Annotated in this window: 17 protein-coding genes and 1 pseudogene; all 18 read right to left on the bottom strand. The window is 44.5% G+C overall.

The window, feature by feature from the left end:
- Positions 1-488: 488 nt before the first annotated feature.
- The 18 genes and pseudogenes from B5F29_RS13765 to B5F29_RS13680 all read right to left on the bottom strand — a co-directional run bounded on the left by B5F29_RS13765 (position 489) and on the right by B5F29_RS13680 (position 15129).
- Complete coding sequence (locus tag B5F29_RS13765; protein WP_087155191.1) at positions 489-1355, bottom strand: AraC family transcriptional regulator; 867 nt, start codon at positions 1353-1355, stop codon at positions 489-491.
- A gap of 367 nt (positions 1356-1722) precedes the next feature.
- Positions 1723-1965 (bottom strand): annotated as a pseudogene (locus tag B5F29_RS13760) (GNAT family N-acetyltransferase); the annotation flags it as partial.
- 83 nt (positions 1966-2048) lie between these two features.
- Positions 2049-2543 carry an HD domain-containing protein gene (locus B5F29_RS13755; protein WP_008981870.1) on the bottom strand — a complete coding sequence of 165 codons (495 nt, stop codon included), beginning with the start codon at positions 2541-2543 and terminating at the stop codon, positions 2049-2051.
- 37 nt (positions 2544-2580) lie between these two features.
- Positions 2581-3270 (bottom strand): class I SAM-dependent methyltransferase, encoded by a 690-nt coding sequence (locus tag B5F29_RS13750; RefSeq protein ID WP_087155201.1) that lies wholly within the window; start codon positions 3268-3270, stop codon positions 2581-2583.
- Between the two features lie 274 nt (positions 3271-3544).
- Positions 3545-4381 carry a sialate O-acetylesterase gene (locus B5F29_RS13745; RefSeq protein ID WP_087155189.1) on the bottom strand — a complete coding sequence of 279 codons (837 nt, stop codon included), beginning with the start codon at positions 4379-4381 and terminating at the stop codon, positions 3545-3547.
- Positions 4382-4706: 325 nt separating this feature from the next.
- Positions 4707-5597 carry a Fic family protein gene (locus tag B5F29_RS13740; protein ID WP_087155188.1) on the bottom strand — a complete coding sequence of 297 codons (891 nt, stop codon included), beginning with the start codon at positions 5595-5597 and terminating at the stop codon, positions 4707-4709.
- A 379-nt stretch (positions 5598-5976) separates the two neighbouring features.
- Positions 5977-6840: an EamA family transporter gene (locus tag B5F29_RS13735; protein ID WP_087155187.1), complete on the bottom strand. Its 864-nt coding sequence runs from the start codon at positions 6838-6840 to the stop codon at positions 5977-5979.
- Between the two features lie 11 nt (positions 6841-6851).
- On the bottom strand, positions 6852-7343 hold the full coding sequence (locus B5F29_RS13730) for a MarR family winged helix-turn-helix transcriptional regulator (protein WP_330397624.1): 492 nt from the start codon (positions 7341-7343) through the stop codon (positions 6852-6854).
- 79 nt (positions 7344-7422) lie between these two features.
- Positions 7423-8037 carry a thiamine phosphate synthase gene (locus B5F29_RS13725; RefSeq protein ID WP_087155185.1) on the bottom strand — a complete coding sequence of 205 codons (615 nt, stop codon included), beginning with the start codon at positions 8035-8037 and terminating at the stop codon, positions 7423-7425.
- A gap of 31 nt (positions 8038-8068) precedes the next feature.
- Complete coding sequence (gene thiH / locus B5F29_RS13720; RefSeq protein WP_087155184.1) at positions 8069-9286, bottom strand: 2-iminoacetate synthase ThiH; 1218 nt, start codon at positions 9284-9286, stop codon at positions 8069-8071.
- Positions 9287-9291: 5 nt separating this feature from the next.
- On the bottom strand, positions 9292-10077 hold the full coding sequence (locus B5F29_RS13715; protein ID WP_087155183.1) for a thiazole synthase: 786 nt from the start codon (positions 10075-10077) through the stop codon (positions 9292-9294).
- Positions 10078-10107: 30 nt separating this feature from the next.
- A complete protein-coding gene (gene thiF, locus B5F29_RS13710) occupies positions 10108-10737 on the bottom strand; it encodes a thiamine biosynthesis protein ThiF (RefSeq protein ID WP_087155182.1) in 630 nt (209 codons plus the stop codon).
- 1 nt (position 10738) lies between these two features.
- Positions 10739-10936 carry a sulfur carrier protein ThiS gene (gene thiS / locus B5F29_RS13705; RefSeq protein WP_087155181.1) on the bottom strand — a complete coding sequence of 66 codons (198 nt, stop codon included), beginning with the start codon at positions 10934-10936 and terminating at the stop codon, positions 10739-10741.
- 142 nt (positions 10937-11078) lie between these two features.
- Positions 11079-11633, bottom strand: coding sequence for a histidine phosphatase family protein (locus tag B5F29_RS13700; protein WP_087155180.1), 555 nt, complete (start codon positions 11631-11633; stop codon positions 11079-11081).
- A 5-nt stretch (positions 11634-11638) separates the two neighbouring features.
- Positions 11639-12496, bottom strand: coding sequence for a NifB/NifX family molybdenum-iron cluster-binding protein (locus B5F29_RS13695; RefSeq protein WP_087155179.1), 858 nt, complete (start codon positions 12494-12496; stop codon positions 11639-11641).
- A 36-nt stretch (positions 12497-12532) separates the two neighbouring features.
- Complete coding sequence (locus tag B5F29_RS13690; protein WP_206414218.1) at positions 12533-12685, bottom strand: putative holin-like toxin; 153 nt, start codon at positions 12683-12685, stop codon at positions 12533-12535.
- Positions 12686-12844: 159 nt separating this feature from the next.
- Complete coding sequence (locus B5F29_RS13685) at positions 12845-14398, bottom strand: ABC-F family ATP-binding cassette domain-containing protein (RefSeq protein ID WP_087155177.1); 1554 nt, start codon at positions 14396-14398, stop codon at positions 12845-12847.
- An 11-nt stretch (positions 14399-14409) separates the two neighbouring features.
- A complete protein-coding gene (locus B5F29_RS13680; protein ID WP_242955675.1) occupies positions 14410-15129 on the bottom strand; it encodes a DUF5714 domain-containing protein in 720 nt (239 codons plus the stop codon).
- Between the last annotated feature and the right edge of the window lie 7 nt (positions 15130-15136).

Here is a 15136-nt window from a genome sequence, read left to right as displayed (position 1 = left end):
AAAAACCTGGCCTCTCGGCATCGGGGCGGATCTATTGCATGAACTGATCAATGGTGGATCACTTATGTGTACTGGTGGATCTCAAAAGCGTATCGATGGCCCTCATAGCATGAAATATTCAGGTAGTGCTTTTCATTTGTGAGGTATTCAAGGGATATTTCTCTTTTGTATCGTCTGCTTCTTGTACGGGCTGCGTTGATTGTCGCGTTCCGTATGACAACCTTACAAAAAGCATGGAACGTGGACTCGATATGCTCCTTGTATTCTTCTGTACAAGTCATGGAAATTCCCCCTTTCCTCCACAAAGGGCGTTGTATGGTTGACGGGCTGCATTTATAATATCAGAGGGCGGCAGCACTCCTTGCTGTCGCCCCTTGATTGCCTACCAGCAAAGGCGGGAGGAGGCTGTCAACAGCGGTGCATATGCGTGCGCCGTTCATCTTGACTGTTGACTGGCTCGGCTGGCTTTGCCATTTGAGTATAATTGCTTATTCTTTTTTTATTACTGGTATCCAAATTTCACTGTATGCGTAGTTGGGCTTTTCTTCGTCCATTTTTGTAAACGAGAAAGAAAACGACTCTGCCAGTTCATAATCTGCCGTCATAAACCATTCGGAATAGATTCTTGCCATTGTATCCTGCAAAGTAAACGGGAATATTCCTTCATTTGGAAAAACTGCCCATGTATGAGCTTTAACAGGGAATGTGTCCAGATTACTGCTAATGTCATTTTTAGTTGTTAAAACTCCAATTAAATGCGTCAATTCTCCAGCTTCTTCAAGAAAGTTCGTATCTGATTCATAGGAAACATTTACAGTTTCGTATGGCTCAATATTTTGTAACTGGTGCATTTCCTCTTTCTGCTCCTGTGTTATGCTTTGTGCCAGTTCCAAAATAGCGTTGTTTACCCCCTCAAATTGTAACGGCACTCGTTTACTAACACCTGCAAACGTAAAAGCTGGTTTTTCAACAATTTTATATTCCATCAAAGTTCCTCCTTTCATAGTCACAACAAATTGTAATTTTGGGCATGATTTACACTGTTTCAACTTTGCGACTTGTGACGGTAAGATACCGCTCCATTTTTTAAATGCACGTGTAAACCCGTCTACGGATTGATACCCATATTTATAAGCGACATCTGTTACCTGCGCCCCCTGCAACAATTCTTTGTTAGCTTCTGAAAGTCGTCTGTTTTTTACATACTCGTTCAGCGTCATATTGGTAAGCGCAAAAAATATTTTTCTAAAATGATAATCTGAAACATTTATATGCTCAGAAATTTTCTCAAGTAAAAACTCGTCCTCTAGGTGCGCTTCAATATAGTCCATCGCTTCATTCAATTTCTTTAACACATCGCTCCTCCTTCCAAAATAAGAATATCAAAATTCAGAAAGATATGCTCGACATTAGCGTAAAAAAATAGTCGGGTCATAAATCTAGGCAGTCTGTTATAAGTAAGTTTACACAAAACCAACTTGAAAGTAAAACCAGTCTTAGAATAGGGACGCCAGTTGCTTGTTTAAAGCTATCGTGTTTTTTATGACGGATAAGCATTTTCTCAAAGCTCTTAGTTACCCGTATACAGCAAGCGGCAATACTCCTATTTAGGAATACTGCCGTTTGCTGTATCATCTATAAGACATGTCACATCAAGGTTCTTTCAAAAATGGTGTAGTAGTGGTGTAGTAAACGCCTTTCTGCTTCGTGAAACCCTTGATTTTACTGGCTTTTCCGGAACTTTTTAAGATACTGCCATGTCATTACATAATCTTTTTCTCCGGTAGCCTCATCTAAGCCACTATGCTGAATCTCAAATCCTTCTCTCTTATAAAAAGATATTGCCCGTGCGTTCTTTTGGTATACGTTCAAGTACAACTTATTCCTTTTATCCTTTGCATAATTCAGCAGAATTTTACCTATACCCTGCGATTGCATTTCACCAGAAACAAAAATGCCCTCAACATATTCATCATTTAACCCTAGGGTTAAACTTAACTACTATTTTTTCTTTGCGATATAAAATACATAACTGTAATAATCTACTACTAATCTAAAATAAAGCGATTATAAGCTATCCTTTTTCCTGTGTTTGTTTTAAAGTTTTCATCTATACACTTTTTTATCTTTTCCTGTTCTTTTTCTTTATCCATAACCGTTAAATTTTCAAGCAAATCAGCTTCCCATTGTATTTGAAAATCAAGTCCATCAATTTTAGATGGAGTATGATGGTTGCCTATTATAAAGCATATTCTATCAATATTTTTGTTATAGCCTACCTTTTTTAATATTTCTTTCGCTACTTCTGGTCCTTCCTTTTCTTGATAGACACCATCAATAGAACCGTATTTTTTTTGTGCTTCAACCGCACCAATATCATGTAGTATAGCAATAATACTGATGAATTCTTTTTCTTCCTCTCCGATATTTTCTCCTTTCATTATATCTTCTGCATTTTTCAAAACTTTGAGAGTATGCTCTATGCCAAAAGGAATTTCTTTGAATACTTCTTTCATCTCTATAATAATTTTTTCTTTAAACATAAATTACCTCCATTTATACCTTATAGGTGTTTTAGTTCTATCTATCCACTTTTTTGTTCGCCGATACAATCAGCATCATGGGACGGCGCATTTCATCCTGCATCCCCGGAATATCCATCATGTTTTCCGCCGGCTGCGGCTCCACAATATGATTTATTATAAAACCATTTGAAAGCAGTGTATTTAGATATGTGGTCAGTGTTCTATGATATTTTGTAACCTTTTCTCCCAAAAACACAGCTGTCCGTTTGCCCTCATAATAATAATTATCCACCGGAAAATGCAGTATTTCTCCTTTTTCGTTATAATGCCAGTCTTGTGTTCCATAGGCAGTAAAAACAGGATGTTCAACCGTAAAAACTAGCTTACCACCAGACTTCAGTATTCTATATATCTTTTTTACTAAAATCTCATAATCTGCTACATAGTGAAACGCAAGTGAACTTAATATTACATCAAAACTCTCCTCTGGGAATTCCACATCTTCTATAGCACAGCATTTATATTCAACCTGTGGAAAATGTGTTTTTTCTTTGGCTACCTCGAGCATTTTATGAGAAATATCAACACCTACAACAGAAGACGCTCCGTGTTCCATCGCATAAATACAGTGCCATCCATAGCCGCATCCTAAATCAAGCACACGCTTATCTTTAAAATCCGGCAGCAGCTTTCTCAATGTTTCCCATTCTCCTGCACCGGCTAGTCCCTGCTGTGAGCGACTCATTTGACTGTATTTTTGAAAAAATATATTATCATCATATTTGTTTTCTTTTCCATATTCTACATAATTCAACCTCTTTCACCTCGCTGTAAACTTCCGATTTTTCGTTCTCTGCGACTTCCCAATAAACTGGAATTTGCCAGTCAATTACTTATCTTTTTCCAAAGAAGTAAGAATAGCAATCCTCATTACAACAATCGCTTTATTCATACAATTACACTTCTTTGTAAAATTCTAATTCTTTTCTTTATTTTATTTCCATTAGTCAGATTGAAAGTTAGAGATTTTTCATTTTTGTTATGAACTCTTCATAACTACATTTTCCCATTGTCAAATCCATCATAGCTAAATATTTCATTTCATTCTGAGTATATGGAATATTAATACATGACTCTAATAATTTTTCTTCGTTTTTCAAAGGTGTTATCACATTCTTTTTGTTTTTGTAGGCATAGTAATAACGAACCCCAAATTTTCTTTGAGAGACAGCATTTAAATGTATGCCATCTGGATTTGCTGACAACCCCTGGGCAGTTACAAAATATACATGATTATGATCATTGGCATATCGTAATAATTCTTTATTCACCAAGTCATACTCTGTACAATTAAAACCAAAGCCTATCTTTCCTAAATAGTCACCAAGTCCTCCAATAATAAACGGTACATCGTCTAAATTAAGTTCATTTTTTAAAGCCTCAAAAATTGTATGTAATTTTTCATAATACGTTTTGTAGTTACCATTATAGCTATCATTTTCTCCTTGATGCCACAGAATAGCAATCAAATTACTATTTTGCATTGCAAATTTTGCCTGAATAATTGCATTTTTAAATAATATTTTCTCTATAGACCAGTCATCAATGGAACTGCCACCTTCCGCACATGGAATCAAGCCGATTTGTTCTTCTTTGTTTTCCATGCACCACATTGCAGCAAATGAACCCGCAAGACTTACTCCTGATATAGGACGATCGTAGTTAATTGGTTCTGTCATCATTTGCCATTTTCCATTTCTTAACATCTGGATTCTCTCATTACAAATCATCGGTACTTCGTTTATGAATCCACGTCCAGCCATGTTGGACTGTCCAATCATTAATACACTTTTCATTCAACACCTCCACAAATCCCGATTTGTCATAATCATTCTATCATACCGTTATGAACTTTGAACTACGTTGTTCTTGTTTCACACATACACTGTGCTCCCATTCCAATTTTACTGCTTATATTATACGCAGAGATATGCAGAAATTTTTGGTTATTAAGTTTTAAAATCTTATTCCATCAAGGCGCTTTCATAAATGGTGTAGTAATGTAATAAACGTCTTTCTACTTCGCGAAATTATTGTTTTTACTGGCTTTTCCAGAACTTTTCAAAATAGGCGATATCGTTTATCACTGATTCTCAGCTGATACCTTGAAAATTATCTTACTTAATATGGGATTCTGAAATAATCCAAATACGCCTTATATTGGTCCTGTGCAGTCAGACAGGTATCTGTCAGATAGCCTTTTTCATTGTCCCACTCCTTCAATCCTCTATAGTAGAACATCTTCAGGTCATCCTCAATAATGAATGGAACAATATCATATTTCAGGCACTCCTTAAACATGAGCAATCTGCCTACTCGCCCGTTACCGTCCTGAAACGGATGGATTCGCTCAAACTTTACATGGAAATCCAGAATATCTTCAAATGTCTTTTCTTCTTTTGCGTTATACTCTGCCAGCAATGCTTTCATCTTACCAGCAACTTCTTCAGGTAGGGCAGTCTCCATACCGCCCACCTCATTAGGCAGTTTCTTATAATCCCCTACTGTAAACCAGTCTTTTCTGGAATCGCTGGTTCCACTTTTCAAAGTCAAGTGAAGTTTCTTAATAAACTTCTCAGTCAAAGCAGATTTTGCATGATCAATGATCATATCAATACATCGAAAATGATTTACAGTTTCAATCACATCATCAACATTGAGAATTCCATTTTCCACGCCAATGGTATTGGTCTCAAAAATATATCTGGTCTGATCATGGGTCAGACGGCTTCCCTCAATATGGTTTGAGTTATACGTTAAATCAATTTGTGTTTTATGGTAAATACCGCCGGAATATTTACTTACTTTTTGTTCCTGCAAGATATCCAATAGTGTAAGTGGATGTTCTTTCTTTTTGTTGGAACGCTCTGGTTTTTCAGCGTTCTCCGGAATATTCCAGGTCTTTCCGGTAAGAAAAGCACCCTGCACACGCCCATGAGCACAGTAATTTCTCACACTGCGCTCCGATATATTCCATTTTTTTGCTATTTCAGCAACTGAAAGGTATCGCATCTGCTTTCCTCCGTTATCAATCGAATCCAATACTATATAAATCTACACTATAGAATATCATATTACCGGCAATAAATCCAGCGGGTTTCTGCATTGCGCAATATATTTTTGCCGTTTTCGGAAGTTTCAATTATCAAAACATATCATGGCTTATTTTTCCAGCGTCCTATTATTCACATGTTTATTCACCAATTTTCGATTATTAAAAATCACGCACACTTCATTTTGTTTTTGTGTTCATATTTTATTAAAGTCAATAACAATAACTCTAATAAAAATGGCGAAGTGCTTATCGTAACACTTCGCCGAAAGCCTAATCGGTTTGAGCATAATATGCTTCAGACTGTCAATTATCTATAAATCAATTCTCTCCGCCATTTTATGCAAAAACAGCCATTGCAAGCGTACCCAGCAGCATAAGCACCAATCCGCAGACAGCTCTTCCTGACATTTTTTCTTTGAATACGATATACGAGAAGGCAACACTTACAAGCAGACTCATCTTGTCAATCGGGGCCACCACACTGACGATACCGTTTTGAATAGCATAATAATAGCACAGCCAGGACGCTCCGGTCGCGATTCCGGACAGCCCGATAAACAGCAGCTCCCGTTTGTCAAGACATCGGAGTTCGGCCATCTTTCCCTTGACCGCCACCATCACCCAGGCCATGACCAGCACTACGATCGTGCGGATCGCGGTTCCCAGATTGGACTCCACTCCGGAAATCCCTATTTTGGCAAGAATAGAAGTAAGCGCAGCAAATACAGCCGAACCAGCCGCATAGATAATGTAAGTATTCCCATTGACAGCCTGCACAGCCTTCTTCTCTACCATAAGGATGACTCCGATTCCCAACAGGACAGTACCGATCAATTTCACGGCCAGATGGTCTGTTTCATGAAATAATATAATAGCAAGCAGTACAGTCAGGACAGTACTTGATTTGTCAATCGCGACCACCTTATTGACATTACCAATGGAAAGAGCTTTAAAATAGCACAGCCAGGATGCTCCGGTCGCCATGCCTGAAAGAATCAGGAACAAGTATGAAACCGGCCGGATCTGAGAAATCGTTTCCGCCGAGCCCACAACAAATACCATGAGCCACGAAAAAAGCAATACGACAATCGTTCTGAGCGCGGTCGCCACATCAGAATCCGTTTTCTTGATTCCACATTTTGCGAGAATTGCTGTGATCCCGGCAAATAACGCAGATAAAACAGCCGCAACCAGCCACATTTTTATTCCCCCTAATCGTTCCGAGCAAGATGTTTCATGCGCGCCGTCATTTCAGGAAAACCGGCTTTACTCTCTTCTTTGCAGCGCTGGTAAAGAATATTCAGCAGGCGCGCAAATTCAATCCGCTCTTCTTCACAAAGTGCTTCTGCCAGCCATTCATAAAACAGAGTCTCGATGCGGGCCTTGGAATTCTTTAAACACTGAGCCTGTTCTGTCGGAAAGATAAGTTGACTGCGACCGTCTCCCGGGTTAATTTCTCTGCGCAGAAAGCCTTTCGTTTCCAGATTGGCCGTCTGTTTTGCCACCGCGCCTTTATCTGCCCCCAGAATTTTACAGATTTCTGCCTGCGTAATGCCAGGATTCTTCCGCACAGCATGAATGAGATCGAATTCTGCGGTGCCAACCCCCTCAGCTTTCATCGTCCGGACAGTAAACTTGCCGACTTCTCTGGCAATTTTTGTGATCTGGCGATGTGTTTTATCCATACTCTCCCTTCCTTTCAAATGATGTATCCTCAACTATTTTAGATGATAGTACATCTTTTTTCCATCGTCAAGATATCAGAATAAATACAAGGAGCCTCTATATTCGCATCATCTCCGACATGATGCAGACGCCTTCCGCTCCCTGCTCCAGGACTGACCGGATCTGCTCCGCATCCAGATGGATTCCTCCGATCCCATATACGGGAACCGGGGAAATCTCACAGACCTCTTTTAAAAATTCCAATCCTCTTGCCGGAACGCCTTTTTTACAGTCTGTGGTGAAAATATGCCCGGCAGTAAGGTACGAAGCGCCTAAGCTCACCGCCTCTTTTGCTTCTTCTGCCGAGTGTATGGACACACCGATTTTTACTGTTTCGTCTTTTTCCGGGCCGTCTATCCGGCCCTTCTTCACACTTATTTCCCGCCGTTCTTTCAGCTTCCATAGCGGCAGGTGCAGAACGCCGGATCCGGCGGTTTTTGCCGCCTCCGGATAAAAATGAGGGATCAGCAGTACCTTATGCCGTTCACATATGACTTTTACCTCACTTGCCAGTTCCAGATAATCTTCCGGCGGGAGATCTTTCTCTCTCAGCAGGAAGGCTTTCGGATGAAAGCTGCAGATCCTCTCCACCTGTTCCAAGTATGGCAGACGGCTCAGATGCCGGTTGGACACCGCGATAATCTTCGAAAAATCAATTTCTTCATGCATCATATTCTCTCCTGACTCTCCCCCGTATTCCTTCCTATACATAAATGTAATCGTTCATGACCGGCTGCAGGCCCAGCCCAGACAGGTCGCTGTACACTTCTTCCACTGTGCGGGAATCCGAGATTTCAAACTGCTCGTCGCCCTTGTCCTCTACTTCTTCCACATGACTTCCGATCCCTGTACTGACTCCGGCGGAAATCTTCGTGGCGGCGATATTGACGATGTTGTTTCTCACTCTCGCACATTCCCTGGTGGAGATTGTGATGCCCGCGAAAGGCATAAACAGCCGGTAGGCGGTAACCACCTGCAAAAGCTGCGCTTCGTGCACATCCATGGGATTGATCCGGTCGTTATTGATAATCGGACGGAGACGGGGGCAGGAGAAGGAGATCTCCGCATGGGGATATTTTCTCTGCAGCAGATAAGCATGCATACCCGTCGCAAACGCGTCTTTCCGGAAATCATCCAGTCCCAGCAGCGCCGCAAAAGCCACGCCGCGCATGCCTCCCATCAATGCTCTTTCCTGGGCATTGACACGATAAGGGAAAATCCTTTTGTGCCCTGCCAGATGCAGCGTCTCATATTTATCGGAATTGTATGTCTCCTGGAACACCGTCACATAATCCGCGCCGCACTCATGCAGATAGCGGTATTCATCAGAGTTCATGGGATACACTTCCAGCCCGATGACTTTGAAATATTTTCCCGCGATTTTACACGCCTCTCCAATGTATTCCACATCCGATTTTGCCCGGCTCTCTCCGGTCAGAATCAGGATCTCCTGGAGCCCGCTCTCTGAGATGGCTTTCATCTCTTTCTCGATCTCTTCATAGTTCAGCTTGGCGCGCCGGATCCTGTTATGACAGTTGAATCCGCAGTAAATACAATAATTTTCGCAGTAGTTCGCGATATAAATGGGCGTGAACATATAAACGGAATTCCCGAAATGCTTCCTGGTCTCCCGCTGCGCGGCCTGCGCCATTTCCTCCAGGTGGGGAAGCGCCGCCGGAGAGAGCAGCGCCGCAAAGTCTTCCGGCGTACGGTTCTCTTTCGCAATTGCCCTGAGCACGTCGCTCTCTGTATATTTGTCATAATCATAGGTATCCATGGCGCTTATGACCTGCTCCATAATCGTTGAGTCGATGACTTCCATGCCCGGCAGATACTCCATATGGTTTATACGGTTCTCTTTCTGATGCTCCCGGATCTCATCGCTTAAGATACTTTCATTGATATGATCATTTTTACTCATGGCCATCACTCCTGTTCTTCCAAAAATCCGGTCAGCGGCGAGGACGCGCTGGAACCTTTTTCGATGACACGGCCCATTCCGGACAGGTATGCGGTTCGTCCCGCCTCGATGGCTTTCCGAAACGCTTCTGCCATGGCAGGAATATCTCCGGCAGTGGCGATGGCCGTATTTGCCATGACTGCAGCAGCCCCCATCTCCATGGCCTCGCATGCCTGAGAAGGCTTTCCGATACCCGCGTCCACAATGATGGGCAGATCGATCTCATCAATCAGGATCTGAATAAAATCTTTCGTGCAGATTCCTTTGTTGGATCCGATCGGCGAACCAAGCGGCATCACGCAGGCTGCCCCCGCGTTCGCCAGGTCACGGGCCGCGTTCAGATCCGGATACATATAAGGCATCACTACAAAGCCTTCCTTTGCCAGTATCTCCGTGGCTTTTACCGTCTCATAGTTGTCCGGCAGGAGATATTTGGAATCATGGATCACCTCAATCTTGATAAAATCACTCTGGCAGATCTCTCTTGCCAGACGTGCGATGCGAACTGCTTCTTCCGCATTTCTGGCCCCGGAAGTATTGGGAAGCAGCGTTACTCCCTCCGGAATATAGTCCAGAATATTGGCAAGTCCGCCCTGATTAGCCCGGCGCAGCGCCAGTGTAATCATCTGCGCGCCCGCATTCTCCACAGCCGCCTTGATCAGTTCCAGGGAATACTTCCCCGAACCCAGTATGAAACGGGATTGGAATTCATGTCCTCCCAGGCAAAAAGTATCTTTGTTCAAATCTGTCATCTTCTTATTCTCCTCTTGTTCATTATTCTCTTATATGCCGTCTATGAGCAGCTGCGCGATCAGATTCGCCTCATGTCCCGCACAGATGCTCACACGGGGTGCCATCAGTCCCATGCCGGTTCCGGAATCGCTGGTTTCATCTCCGCACAGATAAAATCTGCCCGCAACTTTTCTCGTCCGTATCGTATTGCTGTCTCCATATCCCGCCATGCCGGAAGCACTGACGATGATCTTATCCGAAAACTGTTCCAGAACGCCGTTAACCAGCATGGCCTTATTCTCCGGCACATCGAAAGCCTCGCAGATAATATCGTCCTCCGCAAAAAGTTCTTTTATATTTTCTTCGCGGACACGGACACAGTCTGTCCGTATATCCAGATACGGATTAATTTCCAGCAGCTGTTCTCTCAGGGCATCCGTCTTATACATCCCCACATGCCGCATGAAATACTGCTGGCGGTTCAGATTGGTCAGATCCACCCGGTCAAAATCAATGAGATGCATATGACCGACTCCGATCCTGGCCAGCGCAGACGCCACATTGGACCCCAGCCCTCCCAGACCGGATATTGCGACTCTGCCCTTATTCAGACGCTCCTGGATCACGGACGTATGCCTGCAGCGAAGCGCTTCCTGTACTTCTTCTCTTGAAAATGCCATATCAGCCTCCTCCCACAAAGCTCACAATCTCCAGCGCATCGCCGTCGCGAAGCAGAGTCTCGCCATAACGGCTTTTAGGCACGATTTCCCCGTTTTTTTCCACTGCAATCCTGGCAGTCTGGTATCCCTCCTGTTCGAGAAATCCCAGAAGACTTGTCCCCTCTTCCAGCATTTTCTCTTCTCCGTTTACCCGGATCATAGCATCCTCCTTTCCCATAGACCAAAAAAGGAGTTCACAAAGGAATACACCCGCGGTGGTGCACCCCTTCATGAACTCCTGTTCACTCTATCGTTTTCCTTATGTAATTTCCTTATTCAGTATATCATTTTGAGTCGGTATGTCAATCCTTTTTCCCGGTAAAATCATACTTGAGCACCGCACAGTTTCTCACTCCAAAATCTGCGTACTCTTCATTCGTCATCTCATAAAAATAAGACTGCACGACTCTGGCGATCCCATTATGTGCTACCAGAATATACGTTTTTTCATCCGATTCTGCCCGAAGCTCGTCCAACAGGTTGTAGATCCTCTGCGCCAGATGCAGCATGGACTCACCGCCCTCATATCTGCAGCAGAAATCTCTTTTCGCCCGTTTGAAATCTTCCCCATCCCGGGGCGTGGATTCCCATTTGCCGAAATTCTGCTCCTTCAGGCGCGGTTCCATCCTTGCCGGGATTCCGGTCACCTCCGAAATATGCCGGGCCGTCTCTGCAGCGCGGATCAAAGGAGAATACAGGATCTCATCTGCCTTGATCCCCTCAGCCAATATCCGCTTTCCTGTCTCAACCGCCTGCTGGTGCCCCAGCTCCGTCAGTTCGATATCGGTTGCTCCGCAGATCTTATTCTCCACGTTCCACACCGTCTGCCCGTGCCGGACAAAATATACGCTTCCCATACCGTTTATTTTACCTCAACCAGTTCAATGCGGAAATTCAATTCCTTGCCGGCCATCTCATGGTTCGCGTCAAAAGTGATCGTTGTCTCATCTTTCGCCGTCACCTTGACCGGGAAAGGCTGTCCATACTGATTCGTCAGATAGACCTGCTGTCCTGCCGACAGATTTTCCGAACCCGGAAGCTGCGCGATCTCCACTGTAAAGATGGCATCCGGATTCGGCATACCGTATGCTTCTTCCGGCATCAGATGCACATCCACGATCTGACCCACTTCCATGTCCGCTACCGCCGCGTCAAATCCGCGGATCATCTGTCCTGCTCCACAGATAAATTCCAGCGGTTCGCCGCGGTCATAAGAAGAATCAAACTGCGTTCCGTCATTGAAAGTACCTCTGTAATGCGTACGGCAGGTCTTGCCCACGTTGCGCCCGGTAAATGCAGGCTGCGCTCCGCATCCGCCTCCGCAGCTGCCGCAGCTGCTCCCGCAGGAATGTCCTTCCTCATGGTCTCCGCAATCGTGGTCTTCTCCATGATGGTGGTCACAATTCGCTCCGGAAGATACCAGTTCTCCTTTCAGATAAGCTTCTACTGCCTGATCCGCATTGCCCTGAGCACCGGAACACAGCTCCACACCAGCTTCTGCAAGCGCGGCCTGTGCTCCGCCGCCGATGCCTCCGCAGATGAGCACATCCACCGACTGTTCTGCCAGAAGCCCTGCCAGCGCGCCGTGTCCGGTGCCGTTGGATCCGATCACTTCACTGGATATTACCTTATGATCTTCCACTTCATACACTTTGAAAAACTCTGTCTTCCCAAAATGCTGAAATATATTTCCGTTGTCGTAAGTTACTGCGATTTTCATTTCTATATTCTCCTTAAATAACTGTAGTATAATGTATTACAAAAAACTGAGCCAGAAAATAGTATACAAAATTCTTCCAGATCCTGCAATCGCTTTTTCCTGCCTGTTTTTCCTATCTATGTAGGCAAGCAGTGCAATAATCAGAGTACTGAAAGATATCATCAATGAGATAGCTTCATATACCGTCATATGCACCACCTCCCCTCTTTTCAGCATGGGAGGCTTACCACCCTGTAACACGATTGTTTCTCTGACAATATATTACCAGAACCAACCTGTTTTTACAATCCTATCAGCTTCTCTGACAGGAAAAGACATTTTACTATGCAAACAACTGTACAAAAATATTTACAACCGCGTCGTCCACCGGCTGCAGTCCCACACTTTTGTCGCCAGCCCTTCATAAAATTCCGGCTCATGGCACACCATCAGGATACTGCCCTTATAAGCCAGAAGCGCCCTTTTCAGTTCCTCTTTTGCCTCCACATCCAGATGATTGGTAGGCTCGTCCAGGACCAGCAGATTGCTCTCCCGGTTAATGAGTTTGCAGAGGCGCAGTTTCGCCTGTTCTCCGCCGCTTAATACCTTCACCTTACTTTCAATGTGCTTGGTGGTCAGACCGCACTTTGCAAGCGCAGATCTGGCTTCAAACTGGGAAAATCCCGGAAATTCAGTCCACAGTTCCTCCAGAGTCGTGGTTTCGATGTCCTGGCTCATCTCCTGCTCAAAATATCCAATCTCCAGATAATCCCCCAGTTCTACGGTCCCCTGCAGCGGCGGGATCAGTCCCAGGATACTTTTCAGAAGTGTGGTTTTTCCGATACCGTTGGCTCCGGTGAGCACGATTCTCTCTCCCCGCTCCATCTGAAGATTCAATGCGCTGGACAGGGGTTCTTCATAGCCGATGACCAGATCATGAGTTTCCACCAGATAGCGACCCGGCGTCCTGGCCTCTTTAAAATGGAATTCCGGTTTCGGCTTCTCCGCCGCCAGTTCGATCACGTCCATCTTGTCCAGCTTCTTCTGTCGGGACATGGCCATGTTCCTCGTCGCCACACGCGCCTTGTTTCTCGCCACAAAATCCTTCAATTCCGCGATTTCCTTCTGCTGACGATTATATGCCGCTTCCAGCTGCGCCTTTTTCACCGCGTAAACTTCCTGGAATTTGTCATAATCGCCCACATAGCGGTTCAACTCCTGATTATCCATATGGTAAATCAGGTTGACAACGCTGTTGAGAAACGGGACGTCATGCGATATGAGGATAAACGCGTTTTCATAATCATTCAGATACCGTTTCAGCCACTCAATATGAACTGCATCCAGATAATTGGTAGGCTCGTCCAAAAGCAAGATGTCCGGCTTTTCCAGGAGAAGCTTTCCCAGCAGCACCTTGGTGCGCTGTCCTCCGGACAGCTCTGTCACATCCCGGTCCAGTCCGATATCCGTAAGCCCCAGGGCGCGCCCGACCTCTTCCACCTTCGTATCGATCATATAAAAATCATGGGCGGACAAAAGCTCCTGGATCACACCGGTCTCTTCCATATAGTGTTCCATCTCTTCTTCCGAAGCATCTGCCATCTTTTCATACATCTCGTTCATCTGTGCTTCCAGATCAAACAAGAAGCTGAAAGCAGAAGTCAGTACGTCCCGGATGGTCATACCTTTTTCCAGTACCGTGTGCTGATCCAGATACCCCACCCGGACATTTTTTGCCCATTCAATCTTACCTTCATCCGGCTGTAATTTCCCGGTAATTATATTCATAAACGTGGATTTGCCTTCTCCGTTGGCTCCCACCAGGCCGATGTGCTCTCCTTTCAGCAATCGGAACGACACATCCTGAAAAATGGCCCGGTCTCCGAAACCATGCGTCAAATGTTCTACGTTCAATATACTCATTGGTTTTCTTTCTACTCCTTTGTTTTCTGCAGCGGCGAAAACGGACATCTTTGCCCGATACACTGGTTGTTCCTGCCGCTGTAGGAACATATGATTTCCGACTGTTTCATCTGGATTCCCAGATGCTCTTTTACAAATTTTACTGCCTGGAGAATGGATAGATAAGAATCCCTCTTACAGCATCTGGGACCGCCGATCTCTCCGATTGCGTTTAAAGCGCTGGCCGTCATCTTATGAGAAAGCGCAAAATTTTCCACGCCCAAAGGTGTGGAACCAGTGACAATAGAGACAAACATGCCGGCGCTGAGTCCTGCCCCGCATGCGCCCCAGAATCCGCAGGCGCCTCCCGGTACCGATCTGCCTCTGCTGTTCATTTCAGCAAGCGCTTTCTTCAAATCCAGATCTCCGCCTGAATTCTTATAGGCAGTCAAAAGAGCCATGCCTACCATTACATGATGCTCCGGGCCATGCATATGGCAAAACGGCATCGCCATCATCCTGTTCAATATTTCAACCGGATCCCCGGACGTCTCTTCCAGACATATTCCCACCAGACGGTCAATTCCCTGCATATGGCATTCGCTGCATACATAATGTCCATTGACGCATCTGGTTTTACTGGCTTCTTTTTTATGACAGAGTTCGCACTCCATCTCCACATCTTCGCTCAGATATTCCAAAGGCGCCTTGCAGATCAGGCATTCTTCTTTCATATCATTTTTATTCCTCATAAACTAA

The sequence above is a fragment of the Lachnoclostridium sp. An196 genome, from assembly GCF_002160135.1.
Taxonomy (GTDB): domain Bacteria; phylum Bacillota; class Clostridia; order Lachnospirales; family Lachnospiraceae; genus Hominiventricola; species Hominiventricola avistercoris.
The sequence above is the reverse complement of the archived record's forward strand: the minus strand, read 5'-3'. Positions and strand labels throughout refer to the sequence as shown.

Excerpts from the sequence above, each read along its gene's own strand:
- B5F29_RS13700 (WP_087155180.1), bottom strand. The coding sequence starts at position 11,633 with ATGGGAAGCGTATATTTTGTCCGGCACGGGCAGACGGTGTGGAACGTG.
- B5F29_RS13735 (WP_087155187.1), bottom strand. The coding sequence starts at position 6,840 with ATGTGGCTGGTTGCGGCTGTTTTATCTGCGTTATTTGCCGGGATCACA.
- B5F29_RS13680 (WP_242955675.1), bottom strand. The coding sequence starts at position 15,129 with ATGAGGAATAAAAATGATATGAAAGAAGAATGCCTGATCTGCAAGGCG.
- thiS (WP_087155181.1), bottom strand. The coding sequence starts at position 10,936 with ATGATCCGGGTAAACGGAGAAGAGAAAATGCTGGAAGAGGGGACAAGT.
- B5F29_RS13725 (WP_087155185.1), bottom strand. The coding sequence starts at position 8,037 with ATGATGCATGAAGAAATTGATTTTTCGAAGATTATCGCGGTGTCCAAC.
- B5F29_RS13745 (WP_087155189.1), bottom strand. The coding sequence starts at position 4,381 with ATGAAAAGTGTATTAATGATTGGACAGTCCAACATGGCTGGACGTGGA.
- B5F29_RS13755 (WP_008981870.1), bottom strand. The coding sequence starts at position 2,543 with ATGTTTAAAGAAAAAATTATTATAGAGATGAAAGAAGTATTCAAAGAA.
- B5F29_RS13740 (WP_087155188.1), bottom strand. The coding sequence starts at position 5,597 with ATGCGATACCTTTCAGTTGCTGAAATAGCAAAAAAATGGAATATATCG.
- thiH (WP_087155184.1), bottom strand. The coding sequence starts at position 9,286 with ATGAGTAAAAATGATCATATCAATGAAAGTATCTTAAGCGATGAGATC.
- B5F29_RS13750 (WP_087155201.1), bottom strand. The coding sequence starts at position 3,270 with ATGAGTCGCTCACAGCAGGGACTAGCCGGTGCAGGAGAATGGGAAACA.
- thiF (WP_087155182.1), bottom strand. The coding sequence starts at position 10,737 with ATGGCATTTTCAAGAGAAGAAGTACAGGAAGCGCTTCGCTGCAGGCAT.
- B5F29_RS13690 (WP_206414218.1), bottom strand. The coding sequence starts at position 12,685 with ATGACGGTATATGAAGCTATCTCATTGATGATATCTTTCAGTACTCTG.
- B5F29_RS13695 (WP_087155179.1), bottom strand. The coding sequence starts at position 12,496 with ATGAAAATCGCAGTAACTTACGACAACGGAAATATATTTCAGCATTTT.
- B5F29_RS13685 (WP_087155177.1), bottom strand. The coding sequence starts at position 14,398 with ATGAGTATATTGAACGTAGAACATTTGACGCATGGTTTCGGAGACCGG.
- B5F29_RS13715 (WP_087155183.1), bottom strand. The coding sequence starts at position 10,077 with ATGACAGATTTGAACAAAGATACTTTTTGCCTGGGAGGACATGAATTC.